Source organism: Streptomyces polyrhachis (assembly GCF_042663125.1).
GTDB lineage: Bacteria > Actinomycetota > Actinomycetes > Streptomycetales > Streptomycetaceae > Streptomyces > Streptomyces polyrhachii.
Map to the genome: position 1 here is coordinate 19,042 of NZ_JBHSZO010000029.1, position 15,101 is coordinate 34,142.

At 73.2% G+C, this 15,101-nt stretch carries 11 protein-coding genes and 1 pseudogene; 7 read left to right on the plus strand and 5 right to left on the minus strand.

The features are described 5' to 3' along the window. Positions 1-35 precede the first annotated feature (35 nt). The gene (locus ACFQLX_RS18310; protein ID WP_386416519.1) at positions 36-1,193 is read right to left on the minus strand and encodes an acyl-CoA dehydrogenase family protein; all 1,158 of its coding nucleotides are present in this window, start codon (positions 1,191-1,193) and stop codon (positions 36-38) included. A 375-nt stretch (positions 1,194-1,568) separates the two neighbouring features. On the opposite strand from ACFQLX_RS18310, the gene ACFQLX_RS18315 reads away from it, so the two are divergent. After that, positions 1,569-3,008: a S28 family serine protease gene (locus ACFQLX_RS18315; RefSeq protein ID WP_386416521.1), complete on the plus strand. Its 1,440-nt coding sequence runs from the start codon at positions 1,569-1,571 to the stop codon at positions 3,006-3,008. Between the two features lie 127 nt (positions 3,009-3,135). Here the strand turns inward: ACFQLX_RS18315 and ACFQLX_RS18320 are convergent, their stop codons facing one another. Continuing rightward, positions 3,136-3,741: a hypothetical protein gene (locus tag ACFQLX_RS18320; protein WP_386416523.1), complete on the minus strand. Its 606-nt coding sequence runs from the start codon at positions 3,739-3,741 to the stop codon at positions 3,136-3,138. 157 nt (positions 3,742-3,898) lie between these two features. On the opposite strand from ACFQLX_RS18320, the gene ACFQLX_RS18325 reads away from it, so the two are divergent. Beyond that, the gene (locus ACFQLX_RS18325; RefSeq protein ID WP_386416525.1) at positions 3,899-4,201 is read left to right on the plus strand and encodes a CU044_2847 family protein; all 303 of its coding nucleotides are present in this window, start codon (positions 3,899-3,901) and stop codon (positions 4,199-4,201) included. Between the two features lie 19 nt (positions 4,202-4,220). Further along, complete coding sequence (locus tag ACFQLX_RS18330) at positions 4,221-7,538, plus strand: tetratricopeptide repeat protein (RefSeq protein WP_386416527.1); 3,318 nt, start codon at positions 4,221-4,223, stop codon at positions 7,536-7,538. A gap of 23 nt (positions 7,539-7,561) precedes the next feature. Here ACFQLX_RS18330 and ACFQLX_RS18335 read toward each other — a convergent pair whose 3' ends face one another. Next, a complete protein-coding gene (locus tag ACFQLX_RS18335) occupies positions 7,562-8,455 on the minus strand; it encodes a LysR family transcriptional regulator (RefSeq protein ID WP_386416528.1) in 894 nt (297 codons plus the stop codon). Between the two features lie 250 nt (positions 8,456-8,705). Between ACFQLX_RS18335 and ACFQLX_RS18340 the strand changes: the two genes are divergently transcribed. Continuing rightward, the gene (locus ACFQLX_RS18340) at positions 8,706-9,740 is read left to right on the plus strand and encodes an EamA family transporter (protein ID WP_417846518.1); all 1,035 of its coding nucleotides are present in this window, start codon (positions 8,706-8,708) and stop codon (positions 9,738-9,740) included. Here the strand turns inward: ACFQLX_RS18340 and ACFQLX_RS18345 are convergent. After that, positions 9,739-10,404, minus strand: a pseudogene (locus ACFQLX_RS18345) (sugar phosphate isomerase/epimerase family protein); the annotation flags it as partial. The gene ACFQLX_RS18340 and the pseudogene ACFQLX_RS18345 overlap by 2 nt on opposite strands. 50 nt (positions 10,405-10,454) lie before the next feature. Next, entirely contained in the window at positions 10,455-11,513 is a 1,059-nt protein-coding gene (locus ACFQLX_RS18350; RefSeq protein WP_386416533.1) for a LacI family DNA-binding transcriptional regulator, read from the minus strand. 229 nt (positions 11,514-11,742) lie between these two features. Between ACFQLX_RS18350 and ACFQLX_RS18355 the strand changes: the two genes are divergently transcribed. From ACFQLX_RS18355 to ACFQLX_RS18365, 3 genes are read left to right on the plus strand one after another with little or no spacing between them, the layout of a single operon-like run. Further along, on the plus strand, positions 11,743-12,894 hold the full coding sequence (locus ACFQLX_RS18355) for a Gfo/Idh/MocA family protein (RefSeq protein ID WP_386416536.1): 1,152 nt from the start codon (positions 11,743-11,745) through the stop codon (positions 12,892-12,894). Further along, the gene (locus ACFQLX_RS18360) at positions 12,891-14,066 is read left to right on the plus strand and encodes a dihydrodipicolinate synthase family protein (protein WP_386416537.1); all 1,176 of its coding nucleotides are present in this window, start codon (positions 12,891-12,893) and stop codon (positions 14,064-14,066) included. Before ACFQLX_RS18355 ends, ACFQLX_RS18360 begins: the two co-directional genes overlap by 4 nt. Beyond that, positions 14,063-14,893: a sugar phosphate isomerase/epimerase family protein gene (locus ACFQLX_RS18365; RefSeq protein ID WP_386416540.1), complete on the plus strand. Its 831-nt coding sequence runs from the start codon at positions 14,063-14,065 to the stop codon at positions 14,891-14,893. Before ACFQLX_RS18360 ends, ACFQLX_RS18365 begins: the two co-directional genes overlap by 4 nt. The last annotated feature ends 208 nt before the right edge of the window (positions 14,894-15,101 follow it).

The following is a 15,101-nucleotide window of genomic DNA, read 5'->3' on the forward strand; positions in this document are numbered from 1 at the left end:
CGCAGAGGTGGTACGGGGAGCGGGAGCGGCCCCGGTCACAGGCCCATCGACTTGGCGATGATGGAGCGCATGACCTCGCTGGTGCCGCCGTAGATACGGGTGACGCGGGTGTCGGCGTACAGGCGGGCGATCGGGTACTCGTTCATGTAGCCGTAACCGCCGTGCAGCTGCAGGCACTTGTCGATGACGACCGCCGCGCGCTCGGTCGCGAAGAGCTTCACCTCGGCGGCGTCCGCCACGCTCAGCTCGCCCGCGTCGTACGCCTCGATCGCCTTGTCGACGAAGGCCTCGATGGCGTCGACCTCGGTCTTGCAGTCGGCGAGGACGAACTTGGTGTTCTGGAACTCCGCGACCGTGCGGCCGAAGACCGTGCGGTCCTTGACGTACTCGGTGGCGAAGCGGACCGCGGCCTTGGCCTGCGCGTAGGCGCCGGCCGCGATGCCCAGGCGCTCCAGGGGGAGGTTGTGGGTCAGGTACGAGAAGCCCTTGCCCTCCTCGCCCAGGAGGTCCTCGACGGGGACCTTCACGTCGGTGAAGGACAGCTCGGCGGTGTCGGAGGACTTCAGGCCCAGCTTGTCGAGCTTGCGGCCGACCGCGTAGCCGGGGGACCTGGTGTCCACGACCAGGATCGAGATGCCGCCGCGGCGGTCCTCGGGGGTGGCCGGGGCGGTGCGGGCGCAGACCAGCACGCGGTCGGCCTGGACGCCGCCGGTGATGAAGGTCTTGGCGCCGTTGAGGACGTAGTGCGTGCCGTCCTCGGAGAGCTTCGCGGTGGTCTTCATGCCCGCGAGGTCCGAGCCGGTGCCGGGCTCGGTCATGGCCAGCGCGGTCATCATCTCGCCGGAGATGAAGCCGGGCAGCCAGCGCTTCTTCTGCTCCTCCGAGCCGTAGGCGAGGATGTAGGGCAGGCCGAGCAGCGTGTGCACGCCGGAGGCGCCGAAGCTGACGCCCGCGCGGGCGGTCTCCTCGGAGATGATCGCGGAGAACTTGAAGGACGTCTCGCCCGCGCCGCCGTACTCCTCCGGGACCTCGATGCCGAAGATGCCCAGCTCGCCGAGCTTGAGGTAGAAGTCGCGGGGGGCGGCGCCGGCTTCGCGCCACTCGTCGTAGTACGGGACGACCTCGGCGGCGATGAAGTCCCGGATGGTCTCCCGGAACGCCTCGTGGTCCTCGTTGTACAGGGTCCGCCGCATGGGGCTCCGCCTTTCCTGGGGCATCCGACTAAGCGCTTGCTCAGGGGGAAGCTACCTTTCGCGTGGGCGGTATGTCTACCGGGTGTTGCTGGTCACGTCGCGCTGCGGGGGCTGCGCCCCCGGGCCCCCGAATCGCTGCTTCGCAGCTCTGGCCTCAAACGCCGGCCGGGCTGTATTGGCGCTTCGCGCCTCGTCCTCAAACGCCGGACGGGCTGGAGGTGGTGCTTTTGCGTTGATCGGCTCTGACGGACGGGCTGGACGGCACGTTCGGGACCGGTTGTTGGGGTTCGGGAGGGTCGGGGGCTGGCGGAGGGGGGTGGTGCGCCGTTAGGTTCGCCGGGTTGTTGTGGAACACGTGCTAGGTAAGGGGAGACTGTGCGTAGAACTCTCAGATGGGTCATGGCACTTGCCGTGCTCATAGGCAGCGCCGGTGCGGGTGGGGCCACCGCCTCCGCCGCCGGGGCGGCCGAGGCGGCGAGCGCCGACTGCGACGCCGTCGAGGCCCGCGTGCTGGCCGTGCCGGGGATGAGCCTGATCGAGGAGAAGCCCTACACCGGCTACTGCTTCTGGGTCCTCAACTACACCCAGCCCGTCGACCACCGCGACCCGGCCAAGGGCACCTTCCAGCAGCGCATCACCCTGCTGCACAAGGACGCCGCCCGCCCGACGGTCTTCTACACCGGCGGCTACAACGTCTCCACCACCCCCTCGCGCCGCGAGCCCACGCAGATCGTCGACGGCAACCAGGTGTCGATGGAGTACCGCTACTTCACGCCCTCGCGTCCCGCGCCCGCCGACTGGTCGAAGCTGGACATCTGGCAGGCCGCCAGCGACCAGCACCGCATCTTCACCGCGCTCAAGCCGCTCTACGAGAAGAACTGGATCTCCACCGGCGGCAGCAAGGGCGGCATGACCGCCACCTACTACGAGCGCTTCTACCCCAGGGACATGGACGGCGTCGCCGCCTACGTCGCACCCAACGACGTGGTGAACACCGAGGACTCCGCCTACGACGACTTCTTCGCCACCGTCGGCACCCCCGAGTGCCGCGCGACGCTCGACAACATCCAGCGCGAGGCGCTCGTCCGCCGCGAGGCGCTGGAGGCGACGTACGCGGACTGGGCCGCCGCCAACGGCGCGACCTTCTCCACCGTCGGCAGCCTGGACAAGGCGTTCGAGGCCGTCGTCCTGGACTTCACCTGGGCGTTCTGGCAGTACAGCCTGGAGGCTGACTGCGCCTCCCTCCCGGTCGCGGCCACCGCCACCGACCAGGAGCTGTACGACGTCATCGACGCGATCTCCGGCTGGTCCTTCTACACCGACCAGGGCCTCGCCCCGTACACGCCGTACTACTACCAGGCGTCCACCCAGCTCGGCGCGCCCACCATCCGGCTGCCGCACCTCGACGGCCTGACCCGCTACGGCTACCAGCCGCCCTCGAACTTCGTCCCCGACGAGATCGAGACGGTCTTCCAGCCGGCCGCGATGCGCGACGTCGACACCTGGGTGCGCACCCGCGCGAACCACATGCTCTACGTCTACGGCGGCAACGACCCCTGGGGCGCCGAGCGCTTCCGCTTCGGGCCGACCGCGCGCGACTCGTACGTCATGACCGCGCCCGGCGCCAACCACGGCGCCCGGATCTCCATGCTGCCGGAGGCCGATCGCGCGCTGGCCACCGCGAAGCTGCTGCAGTGGGCGGGCCTGAGCGAGGCGGCGGTCAGCGCCGCGAAGCCGCTGGGCCGCTACGACGCGAAGCTCGACGCGCGCCGCGACGACCCGCGCGAGCTGCGGCGGGAGTCGCTGCGGCGGTGATGAGGGTGAAGTCCCGTTGAACTGACGGGACTTGGGACTCCACAGGTCCGGGCCTCCGAAGCACTTCGGGGGCCCGGACCGCGTCCGTACCGCCTCACACCTGCCTCATACCTGCCTCATACCTGTCTCACACCCGCCGCGCGCAGCCCACCGGGGCGCTGCCCGGCAGCGTGACGTACAGGGCCGTGGACTTCGGGCACTCGGCGCGCTTGCCGGCCGCCTTGACGATGCGGAACTGCGGGCGCCGCTCGCCCGAGCCGTCGCAGGGCGTCTCGCGCACCCGCCCCTTCTCCGCCCGGTACACGCAGTCGCCGAGGATCGTGTACGGGCCCCCGCCCCCGCCCGGATCGCCCGGATGCGGCGGCACCAGCGTGCGCAGGCAGGCGTAGCCGTCCGGGTCGGCGACGACGGAGCCGGCGGCGCGCTTGGTGAGGTCCAGGACGAAGTCCGTCACCTCCGGGCAGCGCGGCCCGCCGCCGCGCTCGCCGTGGTGGCGGGCGAGGACCCGGGCGTAGGCGCGCTCGCTGGTGCAGCCGATCTCCGTGAAGCCCGTACGACTACGGGTGCTGCACTCACCGGCGTTGAGGGTCACGCCGTCGACCTGCCTGACCGGCGAGGCGGAGGTCGTGGGGCGGGAGGAGGCGTCACTCGGGGAACGGCAGCCGGTCGCCAGGGACACGACCGCTACGAGAGCGAGGGGCGCGAGGAGCGCGACGGTGCGTCGTATCGGCATGAAGCACAGGATGGCCCATCGCGGCTGCCAAGCCGAGAGTGCGGGGCCGCTGTGTCCCCTGGTACGGCCGGTGCACCTGATCGCGAGATGAACTCACGTACGTTTAAGTACTGTTGCCACCATCCTGAAGAGTCCTGGACGGTCGAGGGGAACGACGATGGACCAACTGCCCGTGCTGGTGGGCGACACCGAGTTCTACGTGGAGGTCGCCCAGACCGGCCCGCAGCCCGTCGCGCTGGGCGACCGCCTCTCCTTCGACGGAGTCCGCGACACCGTGCAGGCCATCGCCGACCAGCTGAACCAGGTCTGGGAGCGCAGCCGCCCGACAGAGGCCAGTGTGGAGTTCGCGCTCAAGCTCACCAGCAAGGGCGGTCGACTCACCGGACTCCTCGTGGACGGGAGCGCGGAGGCCGCGCTCAAGGTGACGTTGACCTGGCGCAGGGCGGAAGGCCAGGCGTAGGGCGCTGGGGGGTGTGTCCATGGCCGGGGGAGTCGACACCCGGGAGCTGCGCCGGTTCGTGGTGCGGATCCGCGACGATCGGGGGCGCACGGTGGGCACGGGGGTGTTCGTCGCCCCCGGCTGGGTGCTGACCTGCGCCCACGTGGCGGGCGCGGGCGCGGATGCCGATCGCGTGGTCCGCGTGGAGGCGGCCGACCCCTCGGTGCGCCTGGCGGAGGCGCGGTGGCAGGTGGTGGCCGCCTCGCCGCCTCGCGCGCCCGAGGCAGGCGGAGCGTGGCCCTACCCTGACCTCGCGCTGGTACGGGCCGACCGGGCGGTGGAACATCCGTGCGCCCTGCTGGACCCGGGGGACCCCGGCTCGGAGGCGGACTGCCAGGGCTGGGGGTTCATGCAGGTGGAGGGCGAGACCGACCCGGCCGGCTCCGCCGCCTCCTTCCGCTTCGAGGGCATCGGGGGATTCCAGGGAGTCACCGGCGACTACCTGAAGCTGAAGGCCGGCCAGGCGGCCCCCGGACTCAGCGGCGCCCCCCTGGTCTGCCCGGAGCGGCGGGCCGTGGTCGCGCTGGCCTCCGTCACCCGTGGCGCGGGCGGCGACCTCGGCGCCTGGGCCTCCCCGGTCCGCGCCCTGCTGCGGGTGGACCTCGCGCGAGAGCCGGGAACGGAGGAGCTGGCGCCCTACGCCGCGCAGCTCCGCGCCGCCAACCGGGAGGCGGTCCTTGCCGAGCGCGAGGCATGGAACCGGGTGCTGAGCCGCCCCCGGCCGACCGATCCGCACGAGGGTCTGAGCCGACCCTGGGGCACGTTCGTGAAGGGCGTCCGTACCAGCCCGGCGGACCTGCTGCGGGCGGACTTCGGGGTGGTGCCCTACCTCTTCCGCGCCCGGGACCTGGCCGATGCCGTCGACTGGTGCCGGCAGCCGCACGCCATGCGCACCGCGCAGGCGGCGGGTTGGGGTGGCGCGGGTAAGACCAGGTTCGGTGTCGAACTGTGCCAGCGGATGCAGAACCAGGGGTGGGCGGCCGGCCTGCTGACGGACGGCGGCTGGCGAAGCCTCGGCGCCCTCCCCGTACCGCGGCTGCTCGTCGTCGACTACGCGGAGGACGGCATCCACGGCGACCTCCGCGACGCCCTGGAGCATCTGCGTGAGCGCGCCACGGACCTCGCGCCGGTCCGGGTGCTGCTGCTGACCCGCAAGGCGTCGGGCGCGGGCGACGTCCTCGACCAGCTGCTGCGCGACGCGCCGGCCAGTCTGTCGCAGGTCCTGCAGGACCACCGGGAGTTCCCCGTGGCCTCGACGCGGCTCACGCCCGACGAACGGGAGGAGCTGTACGCGGCGGCGCGGCGGAGTTTCTGGCGGAGGTGGAACGACCGGGAAGCGCCGGCGGCCCCCACCACGGCGGTCGACCTCGGCGATGAGCGGTACGCGACACCGCTGGACGTGCTCTTCGAGGCGTACGACGCCGCGGTGTCGGGCGCCGACCCCGTACCGGGGAGGACGCAGGCGCGCCCGGGTGTGGAACGGGCGCTCGGCCACGAGGAGAAGTACTGGCAGGTGACCGCCCGCGCGTTCGCCGCCGACGGCTCCACGCTGCTGACGAGGGCCGGAACGGCGCGGCTGCACGCGGCCGTGGCGCTGATGACGCTCGCCGGAGCGGCGGACGCGGAAGAGGCCGACGCACTGCTGCGGCTCCTGCCCGAGCCGGAGAGCGGCGAGTCCCCGGCCCTGCGCGCCGACCTGGCCCAGTGGCTGGCCCAGTGCTACGAGGGCCCCCTCCACCTCAACCCCCTACGCCCCGACCGCCTGGGCGAAGCCTTGATCATCCGCGAACTACTCACCCCGCCCGGCGCGCACGAACGGAGGATGCTGGGTCCCTCCGTACTGCGCCAGGTCCTGTCCCTTCCCTCGGACAGCCAGGTTGTCCGAACGCTGGATGTCCTGGCCCGCATGGCGGTGTATGACGGGGCCACGGTGGACGCGGTAGTGGACGCCCTCGCGGAGTCGCTTCCCGAGCTGATCCTCCGGGCGGAGGACCGGGCCCTTGGCACTGTCGACCGACGGGCTGACCGGTCGCTCGCCGGGGTGCTTGTCCGCCTCGTGCAGCCGCCGTTGATGGAGCGGTTGGTGGCGGTGGATGGCGGCAACCTGGAGTACCAGCACGACCTGGGCGTCTCCTACGAGCGGTTGGGTGATCTGGCGCGGGATGCGGGGGAGAGGGCGCGTGCGCGGGGGTTGTTCGAGCGGGGTTTGGAGATCGCGGAGCGGTTGGTGGCGGCGGATGGCGGCAACCTGGAGTACCAGCGCGACCTGAGCATCTCCTGCAACCGGTTGGGTGATCTGGCGCGGGATGCGGGGGAGAGGGCGCGTGCGCGGGAGTTGTTCGAGCGGGACTTGGAGATCGCGGAGCGGTTGGTGGCGGCGGATGGCGGCAACCTGCAGTACCAGCGCGACCTGAGCATCTCCTGCAACCGGTTGGGTGAGCTGGCGCGGGAGGTGGGGGAGAGGGCGCGTGCGCGGGAGTTGTTCGAGCGGGGTTTGGAGATCCGGGAGCGGTTGGTGGCGGCGGATGGCGGCAACCTGCAGTACCAGCGCGACCTGAGCATCTCCTGCAACCGGTTGGGTGAGCTGGCGCGGGATGCGGGGGAGGGGGCGCGTGCGCGGGAGTTGTTCGAGCGGGGTTTGGAGATCGCGGAGCGGTTGGTGGCGGCGGATGGCGGCAACCTGCAGTACCAGCGCGACCTGAGCATCTCCTACTACTGGTTGGGTGAGCTGGCGCGGGAGGTGGGGGAGGGGGTGCGTGCGCGGGGGTTGTTCGAGCGGGGTTTGGAGATCCGGGAGCGGTTGGTGGCGGCGGATGGCGGCAACCTGCAGTACCAGCGCGACCTGAGCATCTCCTACTACTGGTTGGGTGAGCTGGCGCGGGAGGTGGGGGAGGGGGTGCGTGCGCGGGGGTTGTTCGAGCGGGGTTTGGAGATCCGGGAGCGGTTGGTGGCGGCGGATGGCGGCAACCTGCAGTACCAGCGCGACCTGAGCATCTCCTACGAGCGGCTGGTGGTGCTCGGGCAACTGGTTCCTCAGTCGGCAGAGGCAGTGAAGCAGTGGCTCGGCCGGGCCTTGGAGCTGCGTTGGGCGGTCCACGGACGTTCCGCACAGATGGACACAGCCGTGGATTTGTCCTACGTGCTGTTCCTGGCCTGCATGACCCTCGATGATTCGACCGCATCGCCACGGCAGGTCGTTGACCTGCTGGCGCCGTTTGAGCACGCGGGCACGCTCTCGCCTCATGGGGAGGAGTTGCTGGCCTGGGCCCGTGAGGCCGACGGCGGATCTGCCGTCTGACCGGCGCTTCCGCGCCCCTCCCGTCACACCCACCCCGCGCGCAGCGCCTCCACCGCCGCCTGGATCGCCGGGCGGCGCGCGGCCCCTGCGCGCCACACCGCGTACACCCGGCGGACCGGGACCGGGTCCAGGGGGACGGCCACCACGCCGAGCGGCAGCGGGCCCCGGCCCAGATGGGGGACCAGCGCGATGCCCAAGCCCGCGGCGACCAGCGCGAGTTGCGTGGCGTACTCGGCTGCGGCGTAGGCGAGGCGGGGCTCGTGGCCCGACGCGCGCAGCGTACGTACCAGCCAGTCGTGGCACACCGAACCCGGCGGCTGGCAGATCCAGCGCTCACCGGCCAGGTCCTCCCGCCGCAGGAACTCCCGCGCCGCGAAGGGGTGGTCGCCCGGGACGCAGATCTCGCACGTGTCGTCACCCAGGACCTCCAGCTCCAGGCCCTCCGGCGCCGGCAGCGGCGCGATGTCCCAGTCATGGCAGACCGCGAGGTCGACCAGCCCCTGCGCCACCATGCCGGGTGAGAGATGCGGGTCCATCTCCTGCAACAGGATGTCCAGGGAGGGGTGTTCGCGGGACAGGCGCGCCAGCGCGCCCGGGAGCAGCCCACGGGCCGCAGTGGCGAAGGCGGCGATGCTGAGACGGCCCGAGGGCTTGCCCCGCTGCTCCTCCAGCTCCGTCTCCGCGCGCTCGACGAGGGTCAGCAACTCGGCAGTGGTGGCGACGAGCTGCTGCGCGGCATCGGTCAGCACCACCCCCCGCCCCCGCCGCTCCAGCAGCGCGGTCCGCGTCTCGCGCTCCAGCTTCGCCACGGCCTGCGAGACGGCGGAGGGGGAGTACCCGAGCGCATCAGCGGCCCCGGCAACGGACCCGTGCACGTGCACGGCGTGCAGGGCACGCAGACGTCCGAGGTCGAGCATGGGGAGATCCCCTTCCTGCTTGTTCCCACCCGGTTCCTACCCGGCGAGTCTGAACCTCCAGCCCGGCCGGCCCGCGGGCGGAGCCCGCTATCGGATGCAGCGAGGCCAGAGGCGCGTAGCGCCGATTGGGGGTTCGGGGGCGGAGCCCCCGCAGCGTGGCCGCAGCCCGAGCAATCGTAAGCACCGCTGAATCCGAACATACACAAACCCGCGCTGGTGCTTAAGCCCCCCACCCCCGACCCTGGAACCCATGCAGCCGCGCCACACCGCCCTCGCCGTGCTCGTCGCGGCGATCTGGGGCGTCAACTTCGTCGTCATCGAGCTCGGGCTCGACCACTTCCCGCCCCTCCTCTTCTCCGCCCTGCGCTTCCTCGCCGCCGCGCTCCCCGCCGTCTTCTTCGTCGGCCGCCCCCGTGTCGCCTTCCGGTGGGTCGTCGCCGTCGGACTCGCCCTGGGCGTGGCCAAGTTCGGGCTCCTCTTCGTCGGTATGGACCACGGGATGCCCGCCGGGCTGTCCTCCCTCGTGCTGCAGGTGCAGGCCGTCTTCACCGCCGTTCTCGCGATGGCCGTCCTGGGTGAGCGCCCCGGCCGGGTGCGCCTGGCCGGTATGGGCATCGCCCTCGCGGGCGTCGCCGTCGCGGCGGTCGACGAGGGCGCCTCCGGGCCGCTGGCCGGGTTCGTCATGGTCATCGCCGCCGCCGCGATGTGGGGCGTCTCGAACGTGGTGACCCGCAAGGCCGCCCCGCCCGACCCCCTCAACTGGATGGTGTGGGTCTCCACCATCCCCGTCCTGCCGCTCCTCGCCCTCTCCCTGCTCACCGAGGGCTGGGACGCCGACCTCGCCGCCCTGCGCGGCCTGGACTGGGCGGGCGTGGGTGTGCTGCTGTTCGTCGCCTGGGTGGCGACCCTCTTCGGCTTCGGCGCCTGGGGCTACCTGATGCGGCACTACGAGGCCTCGCTCGTCGCCCCGTACACCCTGCTCGTCCCGGTCTTCGGCATGTCCTCCGCCGCGCTGCTCCTCGGCGAGGGGATCAGCCCCCTGCGCTGGTGCGCGGCGGTGCTCCTGGTCGGCGGCGTGACGGTGACCTCGCTGGGGCGCCTGCCCGGGCTGACGAGAGCAAGGCGTCAACTCCCGCCCGTAGCAGAGGACTTCACGCCGCGTACGCCAGCAGCCGCAGCAGATGCTCCCGCCCCGGGGCCAGCAGCCCCGCCAGCTCCGGAGCCCGCGGATGCCAGCGCTTCTCGTACTCCCAGCACAGCCAGCCGTCCCAGCCCGCCTCGGTGAGCAGCGCCAGCACCTCGCCGAGCGGCAGCGCCCCCGCGCCGAGCGCCAGCGGCGCGGTGTCCTCGCGGGAGGCGATGTCCTTGACCTGTACGTAGCCGAGCCGGCCGGTGAGCGCGGCGAGGGTGTCGGCGGGCTCCTCCCCGCCCAGCCACGGGTGCATCACGTCCCACAGCGCGCCGACGGACGGGTGGTCGATCAGGTCCAGGAGGCGCGCGACGTCGGCGCCGGTGCGGTGGCTGTCGTGGGTCTCCAGCAGGATCCGCACGCCCGCGCCGGCGGCGTACGGCGCGAGGGCCCGCAGCCGCCGCGCCCCCGTCGCGTCGGCCTCGGCGGCGGAGGAGTCGCCGCCGCCGGGGAAGACGCGCACGTGCGGGGCGCCCACGTCGCGGGCGAGGTCGATCAGCGCGCGCAGTTCGGCCAGGACGGGCGCGTCGTCGCCGGGGGCGCACACGCGCGGATAGCCGGCGAGGGTCAGCACCGCCACCCCGGCCGCCGCGCACCGCTCCGCCACCTCGGCGCGCCCGGCCCGCGACAGGCCCGGGTGGACCGGCTCCTCGGGATCGCAGCGCAACTCGACGCCCTGGTAGCCGTGTTCACGCGCGAGGTCCAGCACCTCGGGCAGCGGGCGGGCGGGCAGGCCGAGCGTGGAGAAGGCGAGTCGCATGCGCCCAGGGGATCAGAGAGGCACCCCGGGCGGCAAGGACCGCGCCGCCGCTACGACCGGCGCGGCCCCGTGCTCTGGCGGATCCGCAGCTCGTACGGCAGCACGGCCGCCCCGCCGGCCGGCGCCGCCTCCAGGCCCAGCGCCAGCCGCGCCGCGCGGGCGCCGGCCTCCTGCAGGGGCAGGGCGACCGTGGTGAGCGAGGGGAGCATGTCCGCGCTGAACGGCAGGTCGTCGAAGCCCGCCACCGAGACGTCGCCCGGCACGCTCAGCCCGCGCTCGCGCAGCGCCGCGCCGACGCCCAGCGCCACGGTGTCGTTCGCGCCGACGATCGCCGTCAACTCCGGCTCGCGGCGCAGGAGTTCCAGCGCCCCCGCGTGGCCGGAGCCCCGGTCGTACGGGCCGTGGACGGTCAGCCGCCCGGCGTCGCCGTCCAGGCCGTGCGCGGCCAGCGCCGCGCGGTGGCCGTCGAGGCGGTGGCGGGTCGTCGTACGGTCCGCGGGTCCGGCGACGTAGCCGATGCGGCGGTGGCCGAGGGCGATCAGGTGCTCGGTGAGCGCGCGGGCCCCGCCGGTGTTGTCGAACTCCAGGGTGAGCGCCGTGCCGGGGGGTGCGAAGGCGGCGGGGCGGCCGCACAGCACGACGCGGGTGCCGTTCGCCGCGAGGCGGCGGATGCGGGCGGCGACGGCCTCGGCGTGCTCGCCGTCGGCGCCGCCCTCGCCCGTACCGCCCTCGACCGCGCTGCCGGTGATCACCACGGCGGCGGCGCGCTGGCGCAGCAGCAGCGTCAGATAGGTCAGCTCGCGCTCCGGTGAGCCGCCGGTGTTGCACACCACGGGAAGCTTGCCCGCGCCCAGCTCGCTCTGCACGGCGCTGGCGATGATGCCGAAGAAGGGGTCGGCGACGTCGTTGACCAGCACGCCGACCAGGTCGGAGGTGGCCGCGGCGAGGGCGCTGGCGGGGCCGTTGACCACGTAGTCCAGCTCGTCGACGGCGCGCAGCACCCGGGCGCGGGTGTCCTCCGCGACCGGGTAGTTCCCGCTCAGGACCCGCGAGACCGTCGCCGCGGAGACGTGGGCGCGCGCGGCCACGTCCGCGAGTGTCACTGCCATGTGTACCGGCTCCCTTCCGACTGGTGGCAGGCAGTCTCGCACGCTGCCGCCCCAGGTGGGGAAGGAGCGTACTGGCCCGGCCCGTGATCGGGTAGATGCGGGTGGATGCGGGTGGATGCGGGTGGATGCCGCGGTCCACCGCCGGACCCATTGCGTACCGGGGCTTCGGCGGCTACGTTCCCCTCACGCGTAGTAAGCGCTTTCTATCCTCATCCGCCCGGGAGGGCCCATGACCCGAAGAACCGTGCGCATAGCCATGAACGGCGTGACCGGCCGCATGGGCTGCCGCCAGCACCTCGTCCGCTCCCTGCTCGCCATCCGCGCCCAGGGCGGCCTCGACCTCGGCGACGGGACGGTGCTGTGGCCCGAGCCCGTGCTCGTCGGGCGCCGCGAGCACGCGCTGCGGGAGCTGGCGCGACGCCACGGGCTGGAGCACGTCTCCACCGACCTGGACGCCGTCCTCGCCGACCCGGCCGTCGACGTCTACTTCGACGCCCAGGTCACCGTCGCCCGCGAGGAGGCGCTGGCGAAGGCCATCGCGGCGGGCAAGCACGTCTACACCGAGAAGCCCACCGCCCTGTCCACCAAGGCCGCGCTGGGACTCGCCCGCCAGGCGCGCGAGGCGGGCGTCAAGAGCGGCGTGGTGCAGGACAAGCTCTTCCTCCCCGGCCTGCTCAAGCTCCGGCGGCTGGTCGAGGGCGGCTTCTTCGGCCGGATCCTGTCCGTGCGCGGCGAGTTCGGCTACTGGGTCTTCGAGGGCGACTGGCAGAGCGCCCAGCGCCCGAGCTGGAACTACCGCGCGCAGGACGGCGGCGGCATGGTGCTGGACATGTTCCCGCACTGGGAGTACCTGCTGCACGGGCTGTTCGGCCGGGTGGAGACCGTGCAGGCGCACGTCGCCACGCACCTTCCGCGCCGCTGGGACGAGCAGGGGAGGGCGTACGAGGCGACGGCCGACGACGCCGCGTACGGGATCTTCGGCCTGGCGGGCGGGATCGTGGCGCAGATCAACTCCTCCTGGGCGACGCGCGTCCACCGCGACGAGCTGGTGGAGTTCCAGGTCGACGGCACCGAGGGCTCGGCGGTCGCCGGCCTGCGCGGCTGCCGGATCCAGCACCGCGCGACGACCCCGAAGCCGCTCTGGGACCCGGACGTCCCCGCCGCCGGCTCCTTCCGCGAGCAGTGGCAGGAGGTCCCCGGCAACGGCGTCTTCGACAACGGCTTCAAGGCGCAGTGGGAGCTGTTCCTGCGCCATGTCGCCCTGGACGAGCCCTACCACTGGGACCTCCTGGCCGGCGCCCGCGGCGTCCAGCTCGCCGAACTGGGCCTGCGGGCCGCCGCCGAGGGCCGCCGGCTGGACGTACCGGAGCTGACGCTGTGATCCGACTCCCCGACGCACAGGGCGGGTTGTCCGCGTACGAGCCGCGCACTGCCGCCCGTACTGCCCGCACCGCCCGTACCCCCGCGCCCGGCGACGCCCCCCTCCGCTCGCGCACCGTCCTCGCGGCGGCCCACGTGGTCGCCGACCCGTACGCCGACGGCGGCCAGAGCGGCCCCGCGGCCGTCGACTGGGAGGCCACCCTCGCCTTCCGCCGCCACCTGTGGGCCCACGGACTGGGCGTCGCGGAGGCCATGGACACCGCCCAGCGCGGCATGGGCCTGGACTGGCCCGCGGCCGCCGAGCTGATCCGCCGCTCGGCCGCGGAGGCCCGCGCGGTGGGCGGCCACCTCGCCTGCGGCGCCGGTACGGACCAACTCGCCCCCGGCGCCCATACGTTGGCGCAGGTGCGGGCGGCCTACGAGGAGCAGCTCGCCCTCGTGGAGGACACCGGCGCCCAGGCGGTCCTCATGGCCTCCCGCGCCCTGGCCGCCGCGGCCCGGGGCCCGGAGGACTACCTCGACGTCTACGGCACGCTGCTGCGCCAGGCCCGCCGCCCGGTGGTCCTGCACTGGCTCGGCGCGATGTTCGACCCGGCGCTGGCGGGCTACTGGGGCTCGCCCGACCAGGACGCCGCGACCGGGACCTTCCTGGAGGTGGTCGCCGCCCACCCGGAGAAGGTCGACGGCGTGAAGGTCTCCCTGCTGGACGCCGGCCACGAGGCGGAGCTGCGCCGCCGCCTGCCCAAGGGCGTGCGCTGCTACACGGGCGACGACTTCCACTACCCCGAGCTGATCGCCGGCGACGGGGCGGACTTCAGCCACGCCCTGCTGGGGGTCTTCGACCCCCTCGCCCCGCTGGCGGCCGAGGCGGTGCGGGCGCTGGACGCGGGCGACACGGCGGCCTTCCGCGCGATCCTCGACCCGACCGTGGAGCTGTCGCGCCACCTCTTCGGGCCGCCGACGCGCTTCTACAAGACGGGCGTGGTCCTGCTGGCCTGGCTGGCCGGCCACCAGTCGCACTTCGCCATGGTCGGCGGCCTGCAGTCGGCCCGCCCGCTGCCGCACCTGGCGCGGGCGTACCAACTCGCCGACGCCCTCGGCCTGTTCCCCGACCCGGCGCTGGCCGAGCACCGGATGGCGTCCCTGCTGGCGGTGTACGGGGTGGAGCGGTGAGCGGGCCGGAGCGGCTGAGCCTGAACCAGGAGACCCTCAAGCAGTGGTCGCTGCCCGAGCTGGCCGAGGGCTGCGCGAGGGCCGGGGTGGCGGGCGTGGGGCTGTGGCGCGCGCCCGTCCAGGAGTACGGGGTCGAGGCCGCCGCGAAGCTGATGCGCGCCGCCGGACTGACGGTGACGAGCCTGTGCCGGGGCGGCTTCCTCACCGCCGCTGACCCCGGCGAGTGGGCCGCGGCCCTGGCCGACAACCGCCGGGCGGTGGAAGAGGCGGCGACCCTGGGTACGGACACCCTGGTGCTGGTCTCCGGCGGCCTCCCGCCCGGCAGCCGCGACCTGGCCGCCGCCCGCGCCCGGGTGGGGGAGGCACTGGGCGAACTGGCCCCGTACGCCCGGGAGTACGGTGTCCGGCTGGCCATCGAGCCGCTGCACCCGATGTTCGCGGCGGACCGCTGCGTGGTCTCCACCCTGGCGCAGGCGCTGGAGCTGGCCGCGCCCTTCGACCCGGCGCGGGTCGGGGTGGTGGTGGACACCTACCACCTGTGGTGGGACGACACGGTCGCGGCGCGGATCGCGCAGGCGGGGGAGGAGGGCCGGATCGCGGCCTTCCAGCTCGCGGACTGGGTGACGCCGCTGCCCGCCGGCGTGCTGCTGGGGCGCGGCCAACTGGGCGACGGCTGCGTGGACTTGCGCCGGTTTCGCGAACAGGTCGACGCGGCGGGCTACACCGGGGCGATCGAAGTGGAGATCTTCAACCCCGCGCTCTGGGCGCGTGACGGCGCCGAAGTGCTGGCGGAGACCGTCGAGCGCTACCGGCGGTTGGTGCTCTGAGACGTCCGGGGCACCCCCTTTGCGCCGACCTCCAGATCACGAATGAATAACATCCGGATTCCGTGCAACCCTTCGCGGCGGATGCGGGTCGTATATGTCATCAGGCTTCCCGGGGGGTGTACCAGGGGGGTAGGGGAAGACTGGCAGAGGGGGAACGCCAAGGGGCCCGGTCATCGCGACCGGGCCCCTTGGCTTGTACGCCCGGCAA